General features: G+C 68.4%; 16 protein-coding genes, 1 tRNA gene, 1 other RNA gene and 2 pseudogenes. 12 read left to right on the top strand and 8 right to left on the bottom strand.

Annotated features, from left to right (window positions below; translation table 11 throughout):
• Nucleotides 1-176 precede the first annotated feature (176 nt).
• Nucleotides 177-929, bottom strand: coding sequence for a hypothetical protein (locus EV648_RS43960; protein ID WP_241995046.1), 753 nt, complete (start codon nucleotides 927-929; stop codon nucleotides 177-179).
• 12 nt (nucleotides 930-941) lie between these two features.
• Here EV648_RS43960 and EV648_RS44730 point away from each other — a divergent pair, with 12 nt between their 5' ends.
• Nucleotides 942-1,067: a hypothetical protein gene (locus EV648_RS44730; protein WP_255512835.1), complete on the top strand. Its 126-nt coding sequence runs from the start codon at nucleotides 942-944 to the stop codon at nucleotides 1,065-1,067.
• Here the strand turns inward: EV648_RS44730 and EV648_RS43955 are convergent.
• Nucleotides 1,025-1,456 (bottom strand): annotated as a pseudogene (locus tag EV648_RS43955) (SigE family RNA polymerase sigma factor); the annotation flags it as partial. The gene EV648_RS44730 and the pseudogene EV648_RS43955 overlap by 43 nt on opposite strands.
• A gap of 268 nt (nucleotides 1,457-1,724) precedes the next feature.
• Nucleotides 1,725-1,812: transfer RNA gene (locus tag EV648_RS10075), tRNA-Ser, on the bottom strand.
• Nucleotides 1,813-1,934: 122 nt separating this feature from the next.
• Here EV648_RS10075 and EV648_RS10070 point away from each other — a divergent pair.
• Both EV648_RS10070 and EV648_RS10065 read left to right on the top strand, forming a co-directional pair.
• Complete coding sequence (locus EV648_RS10070) at nucleotides 1,935-2,567, top strand: CatB-related O-acetyltransferase (protein ID WP_132288078.1); 633 nt, start codon at nucleotides 1,935-1,937, stop codon at nucleotides 2,565-2,567.
• Entirely contained in the window at nucleotides 2,564-3,532 is a 969-nt protein-coding gene (locus EV648_RS10065) for a GNAT family N-acetyltransferase (RefSeq protein WP_132288075.1), read from the top strand. Before EV648_RS10070 ends, EV648_RS10065 begins: the two co-directional genes overlap by 4 nt.
• Here the strand turns inward: EV648_RS10065 and EV648_RS10060 are convergent.
• A complete protein-coding gene (locus EV648_RS10060) occupies nucleotides 3,529-4,347 on the bottom strand; it encodes a TIGR03620 family F420-dependent LLM class oxidoreductase (protein WP_132288072.1) in 819 nt (272 codons plus the stop codon). The genes EV648_RS10065 and EV648_RS10060 overlap by 4 nt on opposite strands.
• Nucleotides 4,348-4,466: 119 nt before the next feature.
• Here EV648_RS10060 and ffs point away from each other — a divergent pair.
• The 3 genes from ffs (at nucleotide 4,467) to EV648_RS10045 (ending at nucleotide 6,828) form a co-directional block, all read left to right on the top strand.
• Nucleotides 4,467-4,563, top strand: an RNA gene (ffs, locus tag EV648_RS10055) — signal recognition particle sRNA small type.
• Nucleotides 4,564-4,644: 81 nt separating this feature from the next.
• A complete protein-coding gene (gene nadE, locus EV648_RS10050) occupies nucleotides 4,645-5,463 on the top strand; it encodes an ammonia-dependent NAD(+) synthetase (RefSeq protein WP_132288069.1) in 819 nt (272 codons plus the stop codon).
• 192 nt (nucleotides 5,464-5,655) lie between these two features.
• A complete protein-coding gene (locus EV648_RS10045; RefSeq protein WP_132288066.1) occupies nucleotides 5,656-6,828 on the top strand; it encodes an acyl-CoA dehydrogenase family protein in 1,173 nt (390 codons plus the stop codon).
• Here the strand turns inward: EV648_RS10045 and EV648_RS10040 are convergent, their stop codons facing one another.
• Genes EV648_RS10040 through EV648_RS10030 form a run of 3 tightly spaced genes read right to left on the bottom strand, consistent with a single transcriptional unit; the run spans nucleotide 6,829 to nucleotide 8,543 of the window.
• Entirely contained in the window at nucleotides 6,829-7,212 is a 384-nt protein-coding gene (locus EV648_RS10040) for a hypothetical protein (RefSeq protein ID WP_132288062.1), read from the bottom strand.
• A 6-nt stretch (nucleotides 7,213-7,218) separates the two neighbouring features.
• Nucleotides 7,219-7,683 (bottom strand): MarR family winged helix-turn-helix transcriptional regulator, encoded by a 465-nt coding sequence (locus EV648_RS10035; protein ID WP_132288059.1) that lies wholly within the window; start codon nucleotides 7,681-7,683, stop codon nucleotides 7,219-7,221.
• Nucleotides 7,680-8,543, bottom strand: coding sequence for an N-acyl homoserine lactonase family protein (locus EV648_RS10030; protein ID WP_132288056.1), 864 nt, complete (start codon nucleotides 8,541-8,543; stop codon nucleotides 7,680-7,682). The genes EV648_RS10035 and EV648_RS10030 overlap by 4 nt, the downstream gene beginning before the upstream one ends.
• A 101-nt stretch (nucleotides 8,544-8,644) precedes the next feature.
• Between EV648_RS10030 and EV648_RS10025 the strand changes: the two genes are divergently transcribed.
• Complete coding sequence (locus tag EV648_RS10025; protein ID WP_132288053.1) at nucleotides 8,645-9,745, top strand: Gfo/Idh/MocA family protein; 1,101 nt, start codon at nucleotides 8,645-8,647, stop codon at nucleotides 9,743-9,745.
• A 93-nt stretch (nucleotides 9,746-9,838) separates the two neighbouring features.
• Entirely contained in the window at nucleotides 9,839-11,467 is a 1,629-nt protein-coding gene (locus EV648_RS10020; RefSeq protein WP_241995011.1) for a long-chain fatty acid--CoA ligase, read from the top strand.
• Here the strand turns inward: EV648_RS10020 and EV648_RS10015 are convergent.
• Entirely contained in the window at nucleotides 11,464-12,285 is an 822-nt protein-coding gene (locus tag EV648_RS10015; protein ID WP_158293954.1) for a nucleotidyltransferase domain-containing protein, read from the bottom strand. The genes EV648_RS10020 and EV648_RS10015 overlap by 4 nt on opposite strands.
• Before the next feature lie 37 nt (nucleotides 12,286-12,322).
• Between EV648_RS10015 and rfbA the strand changes: the two genes are divergently transcribed.
• The 4 genes and pseudogenes from rfbA to EV648_RS10000 all read left to right on the top strand — a co-directional run bounded on the left by rfbA (nucleotide 12,323) and on the right by EV648_RS10000 (nucleotide 16,883).
• Nucleotides 12,323-13,204, top strand: coding sequence for a glucose-1-phosphate thymidylyltransferase RfbA (rfbA, locus tag EV648_RS10010; protein WP_132288047.1), 882 nt, complete (start codon nucleotides 12,323-12,325; stop codon nucleotides 13,202-13,204).
• Nucleotides 13,201-13,386, top strand: a pseudogene (locus EV648_RS45145) (aminoglycoside phosphotransferase); the annotation flags it as partial. The gene rfbA and the pseudogene EV648_RS45145, both read left to right, overlap by 4 nt.
• A 131-nt stretch (nucleotides 13,387-13,517) precedes the next feature.
• Nucleotides 13,518-14,057: a fructosamine kinase family protein gene (locus tag EV648_RS44725; RefSeq protein ID WP_199234519.1), complete on the top strand. Its 540-nt coding sequence runs from the start codon at nucleotides 13,518-13,520 to the stop codon at nucleotides 14,055-14,057.
• Nucleotides 14,058-14,420: 363 nt separating this feature from the next.
• Nucleotides 14,421-16,883 (top strand): DNA polymerase III subunit gamma and tau, encoded by a 2,463-nt coding sequence (locus EV648_RS10000; RefSeq protein ID WP_199234518.1) that lies wholly within the window; start codon nucleotides 14,421-14,423, stop codon nucleotides 16,881-16,883.
• The last annotated feature ends 148 nt before the right edge of the window (nucleotides 16,884-17,031 follow it).

The raw sequence follows: 17,031 nt of genomic DNA, 5'->3' as shown, positions 1-17,031 counted from the left end.
CTCGTTGAGACCCTGGACGAAGGAAGGCCGGTCGCTGATGCAACCACGGCCGACACGGTTCGGCCCACCTGCTGCACTGGTCACGCTGGCGACGCCGCCACCAAGCCCGAGCACGCGACTGCCACCAACGCCGTCAAACAGCCCAACTCGCCTGATCACGAACTACGGCTGGAACTCTAGGAGATCACCTGCGGGCCGACTGTGCCTGTGATCTGCCAATCGGCGCCTGCGCGTTCGAGGCGGTAGGTGAGCCAGTGCGCGCCGGTGCATCCGGTCCACTGGCTGACGCGGACATCCAGCCGGTTACCTCCCGCTGGGTGGATCTCGCCGAGGGTGAGGATCGCGCCGCCCTCCAGGACCTGACCGCAGGCGGTACCGCCCTGCTTGGCCGCGTTCGGTTTGCTGACCCAGCGGACCGGCGCGACCTGGCGAATCTCCGCCGCGATCTGCTGCTGGATCGCGGGCGCGATCGGCGCCAGCGGCTCGTCGGTGAAGGTACCGTCGGCCGCGTTTGCCCGTGGGGCGTCCAGTACGAACAGCACCGGCCAACCCGCGCCCGGACGGTCCATGACGGTGATCGCCTTCATCACGGCGCCGTAGATCTTCGCGTCGGCGACGACGTGCCCGGACGTCGTCCCACCGGTCGGCCCAGTGCCCGGCCCACTGCCCGGCGCTGTGGCCGGTGTCTGGTTGGTCGTGCTGACCGTCGACCCGCCGATCGGCTCGTCCGGCCCCAGGCCACCGAGCAGGGTGGCCGAGATGGCGACCGCTGCGACCGAGGCAGCAGCCGCGACCGCGAGCCAGCGACCGCGGCGCGGCGTGCCGGGCATCGCCGGCAGCTGACGCTGGTCGGTCGCCTGGCGCTCGGCGTCGGCAAAGGTCTCCCGCAGCAGTAGCACCAGGTCGTCGTCGTCGTCGGTCTTCGGCATGGCAATGCCTCCGTGTCAGTATCAAGGCCCGGTACGCCGCTGCGCAGGCTCGCCAGCGCCCGGGCGGCGTTCGAGCGGACCGTGCTCGGCGAGCAACCCAGCACCGCGGCGATCTCGGCGTCCGGCAGATCTTCGTAGTAACGCAGCACCAAGACAACCCGCTGCTGCCGCGGCAGCAGCGCCAGCAACCGCCACATCGCGTCACGCTGGGCCTGCCGAGTGCTGGCGTCCTCGACACCAGGAACATCGCCCAACTCCGCGACCGGGACCTCCCGGCTGGTCATCCGCCGACGCCAACTGAGGAACTCGTTGACGACCATCCGCCGCAGGTACGCCTCCGGCCGGTCGGCCGCCGCGACGCGGTCCCAGCGCCGATACGCCCGCACCAGCACGGTCTGGACCAGATCCTCGGCCGTATGCAGGCTGCCCGACAGCATCAGCGCAAGCCGCAGCAACTTGCGCCCACTAGACGCCACCAGCTCATCGAACGAGACCGGCTCCACAGCCGCCTCCGGTACGAGGTTCATACCCTGACGACGCTCCAGCCTGCCCGATCTGCTGCATCACGCCGAGACAGCTACCGAAACACGGAGAGGTTAAGCGGTATTACAACGCGGCACTGGCGGCCGGATCACCCACCATCCCGCCAAGCTCATGCCATAGGGACAACTGAGACGGAAACTGAGACGGAACGACTCCGGGGCGGCTCCCAGATGTGGGAGCCGCCCCGGCTTTGTCGTTCCTTTCAGAGAGTGAAACCGCGCTCTGACCTGCGGTTTTGTGTCTCTCGGAGAGTGGCGGAGGATACGAGATTCGAACTCGTGAGGGGTTGCCCCCAACACGCTTTCCAAGCGTGCGCCCTAGGCCTCTAGGCGAATCCTCCAAGGCGAGAGGATACGCGAGACAGGGGTGGGGGGTGAAATCGGGGGTTGGGAGGGCCGCGGAGCCTGAGGTGGGTGGCAAAGGGGAGGAAGTGGGGGCCTGGCGGGGTTTTAGGGTCGGGGGATGGAGAGTGGGCCGGATCCTGGGCAGATGTATCCGATGGCTGGAGTTGAGCGCGTGGTGTTGCTCAAGCCGCTGGTCGAGTCGGAGCTGGTCGAGGTGGGGGAGTTCACGTACTACGACGATCCGGTGGCGCCGGAGGCGTTCGGGGTGGAGAACGTGCTGTACCACTACGGGCCCGAGAAGCTGCGGATCGGGAAGTACTGCGCGCTGGGCACGGGGACCACGTTCATCATGAACGGAGCCAACCACCGCATGGACGGGCCGTCGACGTTCCCGTTTCCGATCATGGGTGGTGCGTGGGCCGAGCACTTCGATCTGATTACCGGGTTGCCCGGGCGCGGGGACACCGTGGTGGGGAACGACGTCTGGTTCGGGTACCGCGCGATGGTGATGCCGGGCGTGCGGATCGGGCACGGGGCGATCGTGGCGTCGGGTGCGGTGGTGGTCGACGACGTACCGGACTACGCGATCGTCGGGGGCAACCCCGCCAAGGTGATCCGCAAACGCTTCGGCGACGAGGAGATCACCCGGCTGCTGGCGGTCGCCTGGTGGGACTGGGCGCCGGAGAAGGTGACCAGGAACGTCCGCAAGATCATGGCCGGCAGTGTCACCGAACTGGAGGAGGCAGAGTGAGGCTGCGGGAGATCACGCCAGATGACGTCGACGAACTCCAGGAGTTGATCGAGTCCGATCCGGGCTACACCGAGCGCATCACGGGCTATCCGCCAGGCCCGGCGGATGCGCAGAGCCTCCTGATGATGCGGCCCGAGGGACTGCCCGAGGACGCGAAGGTGGTGCTCGGCGCCTGGGAAGGGGATCAACTCGTCGCGGTGATCGACCTGCTCAAGGGATACCCGGACGAGCGTACGGCGTACATCGGGCTGCTGGAGGTCCACAAGAAGCACCAGGGCCGCGGAGTGGGCGCGGCGGCGTACAGGTTGCTCGAGGAGTACCTCGGGAGCGACTGGTGGAGGCTCAGGTTGGCGGTGGTGGATACCAATGCCGAGCAGGCCGCGGGGTTCTGGAGCCGGCAGGGGTTCGAGCCGACCGGCGAGGTGAAGCCGTACACCTACGACAAGCTCGAGAGCACGGTGCGGCTGTACGAGAAGCAGCTCACCTGGTCGCATCCGGGTCTCGGGGTACGGCGGTCCGGGATCGCCGGGCAGGGGTTGTTCGCCACCAAGGCGATCACCAAGGGCGAGGTGGTCTCCCGGCTGGCTGGGCGGAAGGTGAGCACGGCCGAACTCCGTGAACTGCTGAAGAATCCGCCGGTGGACACGATCACCCTGGCCGACGACGAGCATCTGGTTCTCCCCAGTGATCCGCGGCCGACCATTGCCTATGGCAACCACAGCTGTGATCCGAACCTCTGGTGGATCGACGCTGTCACCCTCGAGGCTCGCCGGGACATCGCACCGGGCGAGGAGATCACCAGCGACTACGGCACGAGCACGGGCACCGACTTCGAGATGGCGTGCGACTGCGGCTCATCGCTTTGCCGGGGGAAGATCACTGGCGAGGACTGGCAGCGTGACGAGTTGCGGGAGCGGTACGGCGACCACTGGATCCCCGCGCTGCTCAACAGGATCAGAGGCTAGGAGAGTACGGCGTCCGCCAGTGCGCGCCACTGGTCGATCGGTTGGGGGCCGGTGACGCCGGTGATCACGTTGATGGCGACGTGGTTCGCGCCGGCGTCGAGGTGTTCTGTCAGCTTCGCGGCGATGTCGGCCGGCGTACCCCAGGCGGCGAGCGAATCGACCACGTGATCGGGCAGTTCGGCGATCTCCTGGTCGCTGAATCCCTGCCGCTTCAACGAGGCGAGGTAGCCGGGGATCCGCGGGAAGAAACTGATCGTTCCCCGCGCGATCTCCCGGGCGCGGTCGGCGTCGGTCTCTACGACCGCGAGGTGGGATACCGCGAGCAGTTTGTCCGGGCCGAGGGTCTTGCGGGCTTCGGCCGTGTACTCGGAGCGGATGAGGAAGGGGTACGCGCCGGCCGTGCGGTCGCGGGCCAGCTCGAGCATCCGCGGGCCAAGCGCAGCCAGCAGACGGTGGTCGGTCGGTACTGCGGTCAGCTGGTCGAGATAGTTGTTCAGAGTGCTGAGTGGTCGCGGGCCGTGCGCTCCGCCGAGGCCTACGGTGAAGCGTCCAGGTGCAGACGCCTCTAACTGCGCGTATGTCGCGCTGACGTCGGCCGCGGTGTATCTGTCGACGGCGAGGATCCCGCTGACGAACCTGATCGTCTCGGTCGCCTGGATCAGGTCGACGATGGTCTGCAGTCCGGGCAACGGGCCGCCGGACAGCCAGATCGCTGGATAACCGAGCTCCTCCGCGGCAGCCGCTGCCGCCAGTGACTCGGGGCTGCTGTCCAGCCCGGTGGTGATCCCGAAGCGGCCGAAGTCGAGGTTTCCCATACAACCGGCAACCCGCGGTGGAGCTGCTCTATTCCGGTACTGCGGGCTGCCTGGCGGGGGTTCGCTGTCGCCGGTTGACCCGGTTTGCTGGATGGGGCCCTCGATCCCGTACACTCTTCGATGGTTCCCCGCGTGGCGGTATCTCGCCCAACTCCCCCAGGGCCGGAAGGCAGCAAGGGTAAGTGAGCTCTTCCGGGTGCGCGGGGAATCCTCATGTCCGGTGACTGACCCCCGGACGGCGCCCGGTGCCGGAGAAAATAGGCTGGTCTCGTCTGTCCACACCGACGAGGGAGTCCGATGAGCGAGCTCGACCGCCAGTACCTGCAGGAGCTGATCGTCGCCGAGCTCGGCGTGACGCCGTCGTTCGACCCGGACCTCGAGATCGAGCGCCGCCTCACCTTCCTGACGGATCAGCTCCGCCTGTCCGGCGCCTCGACGTACGTGCTGGGCATCAGCGGCGGCGTCGACTCCAGTACTGCGGGGCGCCTCTGCCAGCTCGCGGTCGAGCGGGTCCGCGCGAGCGGTGGGGATGCCACCTTCGTCGCGATGCGCCTCCCGTACGGCGTACAGGCCGACGAGGTGGACGCCCAGCGGGCGCTCGAGTTCATCCGCCCGGACGAGACGCTCACGGTCGACGTGAAACCCGCCACGGACGCGATGGTGGAGTCGGTCAAGCACTCGGATCTCGGCGACCGGGCGGATTACCACACAGGCAACATCAAGGCGCGCCAGCGGATGATCGCGCAGTACGTCGTGGCCGGCGCGCGCGGCGGGCTCGTGGTCGGTACGGATCACGCGGCGGAGGCGCTGATGGGGTTCTTCACCAAGTACGGCGACGGCGCTTGCGACCTGACTCCGCTGGCCGGGCTGACCAAGCGGCGGGTGCGGGCGATCGGATCACGCCTGGGCGCGCCCGACGAGATCACCGGCAAGATCCCGACGGCGGACCTGGAGACCAACAACCCGGGCCTGCCCGACGAGGTCGCGCTGGGTGTCACCTACGACCAGATCGACGACTTCCTCGAAGGCAAGCCGGTCGACGAGAAGGCCGCCGAAACGATCATCGCGACCCACCGCCGCACCACCCACAAGCGCGCCGTCCCCATCGCTCCCTAAGGCGCGGACGTCCACCACTCACGAAACCCTCGGTAGCCGAAGGCCGCAGGCTCGGGCCGAGCCCGCCGACTGAGATCCCGCGTCCTTGGTGAGTGGTGGGCGACCGGTGGACGCGTACTGCGAATCTCCATCAGCATGTGCTGCGCCCTAGATCGGCCTACGGTGGTTGAACACCGGATCGATGGAGGGCTGATGGTCGACTTCTCGCTCAGTGAGGAACAGCGGGCGATTCGCGAGACGACGCGCGAGTTCGTGCGCAGGGAGCTGATGCCGCTGGAGAACGAGGTGCTCAAGCGGGAGCGGGAGGGGTTGCCCGGGCTGGAGCCGGGCGTCGTGGACGAGCTCCGGCAGAAGGCGAAGTCGTTCGGCTTCTGGGGGCTGAGCACGCCCGAGGAGTACGGCGGGATGGACCTGTCGTCGGTCGACCAGGCGCTGATCACCAGCGAGCTGGCCCGGAGCTTCGTGCCGTTCTCGTTCGGCGGCGAGGCCGACAACATTCTTTTCGAGAGCAATGAGGAGCAGCGCAAGGAGTACCTGCTGCCGACCATCTCCGGCGAGCGGCGGTCCTGCTTCGCGATCACCGAGCCCGGGGCGGGCTCCGACACCCGCGCGATCCGCACCACCGCGCGACGCGACGGTGACGACTGGGTGATCCGGGGTGAGAAGACCTTCATCACGGGAGGCAACGAAGCCGACTTCGCCATCGTGATCGCGGTGACGGATGCGGAGAAGGGCTCGAAGGGGGGCTTCACCGCGTTCCTGGTCGACCGGGACCGCGGCTGGACCTCGGACGAGATCGTCACGATGGGCCCGGCGGTCCCGGCGACGCTGAACTTCGACGATGTCCGGGTGCCCCAGGATCATGTGCTCGGCGAGATCGGCCAGGGGTACGAGCTGGCGATGCGCTGGATCATGAAGGGCCGCTTCATCATCCCGGCCCGCGGGATCGGCGTCTGCGAACGCCTTCTGCAGTTGGCGATCGAGCACGCCAACACCCGTCAGACCTTCGGCAGCCCGATCGCCGACAACCAGGCGATCCAGTGGATGATCGCCGACTCCGAGGTCGAGCTGGAGGCGGCCCGCTGGCTGGTCCTGTACGCCGCCTGGACCGTCGACCAGGGCCGGCATCCCCAGCACGACAGCGCGATCGCCAAGCTCTACGGCACGAACACGGTGAACCGCGTCGCCGATCGGGTGCTGCAGATCCACGGCGGCATGGGCTACACCAAGGAACTCCCGATCGAACGCTGGTTCCGCGAGGTCCGCCTCTGGCGCATCTTCGAGGGCACCGACGAGATGCAGCGCCTGATCATCTCCCGCGACCTCCTCCGCGGCTACCGCAAACCCGGCGCCCACTTCCACTGACTACAGCGTGGAGAGGCCGAGCACCCGCTCGCGCAACCGCTCCAGCCGTACTGCGGCGATCCCGCGATAGGCAGAACGCAGTACTGCGGCCAGCGGGCCGGTGTGCTCGAACGAATGGGTGACCCGGCCGTCCTCGATCGACCAAATACCGTGCTCGTGGAAACCCGGGACCTGCCAGGTGATCTCCACACGGTCGCTGGTGATCGCGGTGTACTCGAGCCAGCCGCTGAGACCGGGGCGGACCCGGAGCGTGTAGCGGGTGCCGACGGAAGGGACGGGCGGGCCGTCGATGTGCAGGAAAGCCTCGTTCCACAAGGGAAGCGCGAGGGGATCGAGCAGAACGTCGACGGGTGATCCGGAGATGGTGAGAGTTGCTTGTTCCATGGGGTTTCAGGCCTCCTCGGCGGCGCGCCGGCGGGCTAGGGCTTCTCCGGCGGGGAAGGCCCCGGCCAGCGCGCGCAGCGTGATGATGGTTTCGTCCACCGGTTGTCCGGCGACGAGTTGTTCGATGCTGTCGTGCAGCACTTCCTCAGCCGCGACGATGCGCTTGCTGAGGGCCTTCCCTTCCGTGGTCAGGCTCAGCGCGAGGTAGCGGCGGTCGTCCGGATCCGTGTCGCGCTGGACCAGTCCCTGCGCGACGAGCCGATCGACCAGCCGGCTCGGGCTGTTCCCCGTCTCGCAGACGAGCAGTCCGCCCAGGGCGTTCAAGGTGAGCGGCCCGTGGTCTCGCAGTACGCGCAGAACCTCAGCCTGCGATGGCGTCACGCCCAGCGGCCGGAGCTCCGCCGCCAGCAGCCGGTTGCCCTCGCGCTGGATCGCCAGGATCAAGTAGCGCAGTTCCTCCGCGACCTTCACCAGCCCACCCCCGGCGCCGAACCACCAGCCGGTACGACGAGGCGCCCGGCCGCGGCGGGATCGTGGGCGGCCAGGACCACCAGGCCGCGGTGCTGCTCGCGCAACTCGTTGACCTTGGCAACGGACTGCCGGAGTTCCGATTTCTTCCCGACTCCAGGGACCTCCCCGGCCGCGAGGAGCTCCGCGTCGTACGTGAGATCCCCGACCATGAGCAGCGGCGGCTCGCCGGGGCGGCGTACGAGCATCGACAGCGAGCCCGGCGTGTGTCCGGGAGTCGGCAGCAGCACCAGGCCGCCGTCGCCGAAGAGGTCGTGGCCGGTAGTGAACGGACCGGTTTCCAGCGGCTCGAGGTGAATCCGTTCCCAGTGCAGATCGGGCCGATCGATGTGTTGCCGCAGGTAGCCGCGCGCGGCCGCGAGCGGGCGGCGCATCGACTTCCACTCGTCGTCCGCGATCACGATGCGGGCGTGGCTGAGCTCGGGCAGCCCGCCGATGTGGTCCTGGTGCAGGTGCGACAGGACGGCCGTGTGCACGTCGCGGATGTCGTACCCGTTGGCGGCGAGCAGGCGGGTCAACGTCTGCTCGGGACCGATCTCGAAGGTGGCGAGCCGGTCGTAGATCAGGCCGTTCAGCCCGCCCGGGAAGTAGTCGGGCTCGGTCACCGAGGCGCGGTCCTGGCCGGTGTCGAACAGCACCAGACCCTCTCGGTGCTCGACGACGTAGACGTTGATCGGCCGCGGTGGGGTCCAACTGCGCGAGGTGGCGAGCCAGACGTACAGATGCTTGTCCGTGGGGCCGACATGTTCGGGCCGGATGCGGACGGTGCCGGTGCTGAGCGCACTCACTCTGCTGATGTCCATGAGCAATAGATTACACGACATGTATGTCGTGTCAACTAATTGTTGAGCGGAGGCGACTGGGGGAGAATGCTTCCGGCGGGCCCAACCGATGAAGGGGTGACATGGCGACACTTCCAGCGGACAACGCCAGGCCGGGGCGGTACGGGATCGTCGGGAGCGGCTGGCGCACCGGCTTCTTCCACCGGCTGGCGGAGGCGATGCCGGACAGGTTCGAGGTCAGCGGTGTCGTCACCCGTACTGCGGAACGCGGCCAGGAGGTGGAACGGGAGTGGCGCGTCCCCACCTACCGCTCCGTCGGCGAGTTGGCGGTGGACAAGCCGGACTTCGTGATCGTCTCCGTACCGTGGGAGGTTGCTCCGCGGGTGACCACGGAACTCGTTGCCCTCGGCATCCCGGTGCTGAGCGAGACCCCGCCCGCGCCGGATCTCGAGGGTTTGCGCCGACTCTGGTCGGACGTCGGCGCGACCGGGCTCGTCCAGGTGGCCGAGCAGAATCCGTTCCTGCCGTCACATGCGGCGCAGGCGGCTCTGATCGACTCGGGAGCCCTCGGTCAGGCCACCTCGGTCCAGATGTCGTCCACGCACCTCTACCACGCGCTGGCGGTGGTCCGCCGGCTGCTCGACGCGGGGCGCGGGCCGGCCACGGTCCACGCCCGCAAGTTCGGCGCGCCGCTGGCCGATCCGATGGTTCGTGACGGCTGGTCGGGCAACGACGACCCGAAGGACGCCACCACCACGCTGGCGACCATCGACTTCGGCGGCGGCCGGACCGCGCTCTACGACTTCACCGACAACCAGTGGCACAACCCGCTCCGCCAGAACCGCATCGTGATCCGCGGCAGCCGGGGTGAACTGGTCGACGACCACCTCATCCGCCTCGCCGACGTCACCACGGCGGTGGAGTCACGGCTGGTCCGCCGCCAGACCGGCATCGACTTCAACCTCGAAGGCTTCGCCCTGGACCACTTGTCGCTCGACGGTCAGGTGCTCTACCGCAACCCCTTCCCGGACGTGCGACTGGCCGACGAGGACATTTCGATCGCGACCCTGCTCGACCGCATGACAACCTTCGCCCGCGGTGACGGCCCCCCGCCGTACCCGCTGGCCGAGGCCTCCCAAGACCACCTCCTAGCCCTAGCCATCGAGGAGTCCGCCCGCACGGGCGAACCCGTCACCACCGCCGCCGAACCCTGGTCGAACTGACTTCAGGGCCGATCGAGGAATTCCTCGACAGTGCGTTGTCGGGTCCCGGAGCGGTCATGGCCAAGCTGACACCAGGACTGGCAGAGTGTGGTCATGAAAGGTCTGATGCAGGACTTCCCGTTGTCGCTGGACACGATCTTCCGGCGGGCTGAGCAGCATTTCCCGGACAAGACCGTGCATACCGGCGGACCCGCGCCCACCACGACGACGTACGCCGAATGGGCGGCGCGGACGAGGCGGCTGGGTGGTGTGCTCGACACGCTCGGCATCAGTGCGGACGGGCGGGTCGGGACGTTCGCCTGGAACTCGGGACGGCACCTCGAGCTGTACTTCGCGGCACCGTGCACCGGGCGGGTCTTGCACACCCTGAACATCAGGCTGTTCCCCGACCAGGTCGTCTACATCGCGAACCACGCCGAGGACGAGGTCGTCTTCGTCGACCGGACGCTGCTCGGGCTGTTCCTCCCGCTGCTCGACCGGTTGCCGTTGGTCCGGCACGTCGTGGTGATGGACGACCTGCCGGCCGGAGCGCCGGGCGTGGAGGTGCCGGACGACCCGCGGTTCCACGACTACGAGGAGCTGCTGGCGGCGGCCGAGCCGGTCGAGTTCCACGTCGACGACGAGAACCAGGCCGCGGCGATGTGCTACACGAGCGGTACGACGGGCAACCCCAAGGGCGTCGTGTACTCGCACCGGTCGACCTGGCTGCACTCGATCGGCGTCCTCACCAACGCCGGGATCGGGCTGACCGAGACCGACACGGTGATGCCGGTGGTGCCGATGTTCCACGCGAACGCCTGGGGCCTCGCCCACGCGGCTCCGATGGCCGGCGCCAACCTGGTGTTCCCCGGGCCGGACATGACGCCGCAGGGGATCCTCAAGCTGCTGCTGGAGCAGGAGGTGACCCTGGCAGCGGGCGTTCCGACCATCTGGCAGGGGCTGCTGCCGCTGCTCGACGGGGTGGAGCTGCCGAAGCTGCGGCGAGTCCCGTGCGGCGGCTCCGCAGTGCCGCAGGCGCTGTCGGAAGCGTTCAGGGAGAAGCTCGGGAAGCCGATCCTGCAGGCGTGGGGGATGACCGAGACCAGCCCGGTCGCCACCGCGGCGCACGTTCCGGCTCGCTACGACGACCTGCCGGAGGACAAGAAGGCCCGGCTCCGTGCCCGGCAAGGACAGCCGCTGCCGGGAGTTGAAGTACGGATCGTCGAGCCTGGGTCGATCACGCCGCTGCCGTGGGATGACGAGGCGACGGGTGAGCTTCAGGTGCGGGGTCCCTGGATCGCGGCCGAGTACTACCGCCCCGACGAAGGTGTCGAGCTGAACACCGAGGACGGCTGGATGAAGACGGGCGACGTCGCGGCGATCGATACGTTCGGCTCGGTGCGGCTGGTCGACCGGACGAAGGACCTGGTGAAGTCCGGTGGCGAGTGGATCAGCTCGGTGGAGCTGGAGAACCTGCTGATGGCGCACCCGGCGATCAAGGAGGCGGCCGTCATCGGCGTACCGCATCCGAAGTGGGACGAGCGGCCATTGGCATGCGTAGTGCTGCAGGAGGGCGAGACCGCGACGTCGGCGGAGATCCTGGCCTACCTCGAGCCGCTGGTGGCGAAGTGGTGGCTGCCGGACGCGGTCGAGTTCATCGACGAGGTCCCGAAGACGAGCGTCGGCAAGTTCTCCAAGAAGGACCTGCGCTCGCGCTTCGCGGACTACCACCTGGAGAACTAGAAGGGCACGCCGAAGTGGCGGTGGAGGTGGGCGAGGGTCGCGTCGACGAAGGCTTGCGGCCACGGCTCGCCGGTGACCTCGGCGAGAGCTTTGCCTCGTCGGATGAACTCGCGGCAGAGGTATCGGTTCGCCGCGACGATGTCCGCCGGGTCGCAGCCTGCTGACGGGATCCCCTCCAGGCAGGTGCGCTGTTCGTCGGACAGATAGGCGTTCAGGCGCTTGGCTCCACCGGTACGGCGTACGCCGCGCTCGGCCAGCATCAGCGCGATGAGCTGGTCGCGGACGGCGCCGATTCCCTGGTGCCCGACGATCTGCTCGTCCCGGCCGAGCACGGTGACCAGGTTGCCCAGGAAGTAGAAGAACAACCTGACTTCCCGCTCCGGCCAGTACGGCGTACCCGGGCGACCTCCTGCGCGCGGCTGGTCGCCGTCGGGGAGGTGGGATCCGTCGCGGTCGAAGAGCACCCGGATCCCGTCGTACTGGAACCGGTCGAAACCCGCGCTCGGGTGCAGGACGAGGTCGACGTGCAGCCAGTCCGGCGTGATGCCGAGACCACCCAGCAGCCCGGGGATCCGGTCGGTGAGGACGGTCGGCCCGGCGATCGCGGTCATCGCCTCGGTCCAGTGCTCCTCGAACCAGGGAACGCTGTCGTCGGTGATGACGCAGTGCACGTCGACGTCGCTGAACTCGTCAGCCTCGCCGGTGCCGTAGCTGCCGGCCAGGTAGACGGCGAGGATGCGGTCGTCCTCAGGTAATACGGTGCGGGCCCGTTCGATGACGAGTTGCTGCCTGGCGTCTCCTGTCGGGTTGATGGTCACCCGCGACAGCGTAGGACCCGGCGGTATTGTGGCCGGAATGCGAGGGATCATCCTGGCCGGCGGTGACGGGACGCGGCTGCACCCGTTGACGATGGGGCTCAGTAAGCAGTTGCTGCCGGTGTACGACAAGCCGATGATCTACTACCCGTTGTCGACGCTGATCCTGGCGAACATCCGCGAGGTGCTGGTGATCACCCGGCCGGAGGACACCGCGCAGTTCCAGCGCCTGCTCGGCGACGGATCGCAGTTCGGGATGGAACTCTCGTACGCCGAACAGCCCGCGCCCGAGGGGCTCGCCCAGGCATTCCTGATCGGGGAGTCGTTCATCGGGTCCGAGCCGGTCGCGCTCGCGCTCGGCGACAACATCTTCTACGGGCCCGGCCTCGGGTTGCACCTGCAGCGGTTCAACGAGGTGGACGGCGGGGTGGTCTTCGCGTACCGGGTGGCGGACCCGTCGGCGTACGGCGTGGTCGAGTTCGACGACGACGGCCGGGCGCTGAGCATCGAGGAGAAACCCGAACGGCCGAAGAGCAGGTACGCCATACCGGGGCTGTACTTCTACTCCAGCGATGTCGTCGAGATCGCCAAGGAGATCAAGCCGTCGGATCGGGGCGAGCTGGAGATCACGGCGATCAACGCGAGCTACCTGGAGCAGAAGCGGCTGCAGGTCGAAGTACTGCCGCGCGGTACCGCGTGGCTCGACACCGGGACGTTCGACGCGTTGATGGCGGCCGGTGAGTTCGTCCGCGCGGTGGAGACGCGACAGGGCCAGAAGATCAGCTGTCCCGAGGAGATCGCCTGGCGCCGGGGCTTCATCGACGACGCCGGCCTGCAGCGCTGCGCCGACAACCACACCAAGTCCGGCTACGGCGACTACCTCCTCTCAGTCCTGGAGGAAGGCCGCCGCTCAGCCCCATGACGGACGAGCGATGGAGTGACGACCTCGCGCCGGCCGGCGTGGAGGTTCGCTCGGTGGAGGAGTTGACAGGCGGGTTCGCGAACACCGCTTGGCAGGTGACGCTGTCTGACGGCCAGACCGTGGTTGTGAAGTCTTCACGCGGCGCGCCGGACGACCTGTTCGCCATCGAAGCCGCAGGTCTGCGAGTACTGCGGGATCTGGGCGGCCTGCGTACTCCGGCCGTCGTCGCGGTCGGCGCCGAATCGTTGACGCTGGAGGCACTGACCTCCGGCAGCCCGACACAACTGAGTTCTGGGAAGCGGCCGGGCGGGCCGTGGCAGAGCTGCACGGCAAGACCTCCCCGCAGCACGGCTGGGACCACGACGGCTGGCTGGGCCTGCTTCCTCAGGAGAACCCTTGGGACGAGGACGGGCACCACTTCTTCGCGACCCACCGCATCCTGCGCTACCTGCGCGAGCCGAGAGTCCAGCAGGCTTTGGAGCTCGAGGACCTCGTGGGGCTCGAACGCCTCTGCGGCCGGTTGAGCGAGTTGGTCCCAGCGGCGCCGGCCGTGCTCACCCATGGGGATCTGTGGAAGTCGAACATCATCAGCACCACCACGGGTGAGCCGGTCTTCATCGACCCGGCCGTGAGCTGGACCTGGGCCGAGGTCGATCTGAGCATGGCCTACTGCACCGGCGGAATCCCCGAACCCTTCTTCGCCGCCTACCACGAGCTCCGACCCCCGGAGCCCGGCTGGCGCGACCGCCTCCAGCTACTGAACCTCCGCGAACTCCTCAGTGTCCTGGCCCACTTCGGCCCGGCGGGGGACTACGCAGTACGGGTCCGTGACGTCGTCAAGCGGTTCAGCTGATCATCACTCGCCGTACAGGGCGGGTCGTTGTGGTTGGTCCAGCGGAAGTTGACCGGGTCGGCGAAGGTGCCGGGGGTCTTGCCGAGACTCTGGATCACTGTGGCCGTGCCGTGGCGTGGCCGACGGCGTAGAGGTAGCCCGCGCCGGTGTCCTTGTCGATGCCCAGGAGGAGAGTGCCGTGCTGGCCGCAGCGGCTGGCCATCAGGGTCTCGTACCGTCCGGATGCTCGCCTTTGCGTGGTCCACCCCCAGTTGTGAATACCTATCCGGCTCGATGTCCGGAAGCGGCCCGAAGTTCAGGGGCGCCGTACGGGGATCAGGGCGTGGGGAGGAAATGTCGGGCGTCGGCGCTAGGGTTGCCGTCGTGGAAGCACCCCTAGCGTTGTACCGCCGGTATCGCCCGGAGAACTTCTCCGAGGTGATCGGGCAGGACCATGTCACCGTTCCGCTGCGGAACGCGCTGAGCAACAACCGGGTGAACCACGCCTACCTGTTCTCCGGCCCGCGCGGCTGCGGCAAGACCACCAGCGCCCGGATCCTGGCCCGCGCGATCAACTGCGAGAAGGGCCCGATCGCCGAGCCGTGCGGGGTCTGCAAGTCCTGTACCGACCTGGCCCGCGGCGGCCCCGGCTCCATCGACGTGATCGAGATCGACGCCGCCTCGCACGGTGGTGTCGACGACGCGCGCGACCTTCGTGAGCGGGCCTTCTTCGCGCCGGTCGAGAGCCGCTACAAGATCTACATCATCGACGAGGCTCACATGGTCACCACGCAGGGCTTCAACGCCCTGCTGAAGCTGGTCGAGGAGCCGCCGCCGCACCTGAAGTTCATCTTCGCGACGACCGAACCGGACAAAGTGATCGGGACGATCCGGTCCCGGACCCACCACTACCCGTTCCGCCTGCTGCCGCCGAAGCTGCTCGCCGACTACATGGCGACCCTGTGCGAGGCTGAGGGCGTCACGATCGCGCCGGCCGCGCTGCCCCTGGTGGTGCGCGCCGGTGCCGGTTCGGTGCGTGACTCGCTCAGTGTGCTGGACCAGTTGATCGGTGGCGCCGACGCGGACGGCGTCACGTATCAGCTGGCTGTCCAGTTGCTCGGGTTCACGCCGGACTCGCTGCTCGACGCCTGTGTCGACGGATTCGCCGCGCACGACAGCAAGGCCGTCTTCGAGACGATCGAGAAGGTCATCGAGACCGGGCAGGACCCGAAGCGCTTCGCCGAGGACCTGCTCCGCCGGCTGCGCGACCTGGTGATCCTGTCGGCCGTGCCCAACGCAGTCGCCTCCGGGCTGATCGAGGCCGCCGAGGACCAGGGCGAGCGCCTCCAGACCCAGGCGGCCGGTATCGGCCCCGCCGAACTGACCCGAGCCGCCGACATCGTCGCCGCCGGCCTCCTGGAGATGCGCGGAGCCACCGCCCCACGCCTCCAACTGGAACTGATCTGCGCCAAAGTCCTTCTCCCAGGCGCCGACGACTCCACCAACGGCATCCAAGCCCGCCTGGACCGGATGGAACGCCGCCTGACCATCACCGGCGCCCCAGCCGGTACTGCGCCGGCGGCTCCTTCACCTCAGCCGCAAGCAACTCCCCAGGCGCAGCCACCCTCGGCTCCTCAGCAACGGGCGGCGCGCCCACAAACGCCCGACCAGTCACAAGCGCCGGACCAGTCACAGGCACCGAGCCAGCCTCAGGCACCGAGCCAGCCTCAGGCACCGAGCCAGACTCAGGTCCCGGGCCAGCAGCAGGCGCCGGCGGGGCGGTCCCAGGGCGCGGCGGCCTCGCAAGCTGCGCCTCCCGCTGCCCAGGCGCCGGTCGACAACTCAGGATCGCGCTCCGGGGCGTGGGGAGACGAACCCGCATCCAGCTCCGCACAGTCGTCCGGGCGGTCGACCGCTCCAGCTCCGAGCGCACCCGCCGCCAGCGCTCCGTCGGCTCCCAGCGCTGCGCAGGCGTCCTCGGGGTCGGTGGGGTTGGCTGATGTGCGGCGGTTGTGGCCCGAGATCCTCGAGGCGGTCAAGGCCAAGCGGCGGTTCGCCTGGATCATGCTGAGCCAGAACGCGCAGGTCATCGCGATCGACGAGCAGACCCTCACGCTGGGGCTGGTGAACGCCGGTGCCCGCGAGAGCTTCGCGCGGTCCGGCAGCGACGAGATCCTCCGGCAGGCGATGATCGACACCATCGGCCTGAACCGCCGGGTCGAGGCTGTCGTCGACCCGTCGAGTGATCCCGGTGCGGCTCCTCCCGCGGCGCCGCCACCGCCGAGTTCTCCGCCTTCGTCGTCCTGGGATGCGGCGTCCCCAGCCGCTCCGCCTGCCGGTGGACCCGGCGGCACTGCTCCCACCGGCGGCACGGATGCGCCCACGAGCAACGGATCAAGTGCAGGTCCCGCTGGCAACCACTCGCAAGCCGGTACTGCGGATGCTCTCGCCGCGGGAGTTGCCGATGGTGGCGCGGTTGCCACCGCGGTGCAGTCGCCGGCCGCGGGCGACCAGGCGGTCGCGGTACAGGATGCTCCGGCGGCTAGTGATCAGGCCGCGCTTCAGTCGGATCAGCAGGCCGGGGGACCGCAAGCGCCGGCAGCCAACCCGGAACAGCTCTCCGCGGACCGCCGGGAACAAGCCGCCAGCAAGCGTCGCGCAGCTGAGGCGGCCGAGCAGACTCGGCGCGCCGCTCAGGTCCAGGTCGAGGAAGCTCCCCTCACCCCCGAGGAGGAAGCGGAGGCCATCGGGGAGGACGACGTGATCCTCGAAGAGGACTCCCGCAGCCACACCGACCTCCTCCGCGAAACCCTCGGCGCCCAGATCATCACCGAAGAGCCGAACTGACCCTTCGGGCCACCGCGGAGTGGTGCCGCGCTACCTGGGGAAGAGCCGCGGTGTGAACGTTTGCTGAATTCACAGGTTCTCCGTGTTCATCCACAGCGTGGAAGCGAGTAGGGGATTGTCGGCAGGCGGGAGCGGCGACGGCGCGCTA

It is taken from the genome of Kribbella sp. VKM Ac-2568 (assembly GCF_004345365.1).
GTDB lineage: Bacteria > Actinomycetota > Actinomycetes > Propionibacteriales > Kribbellaceae > Kribbella > Kribbella orskensis.
This window is presented reverse-complemented; position numbering and strand designations above follow the sequence as displayed.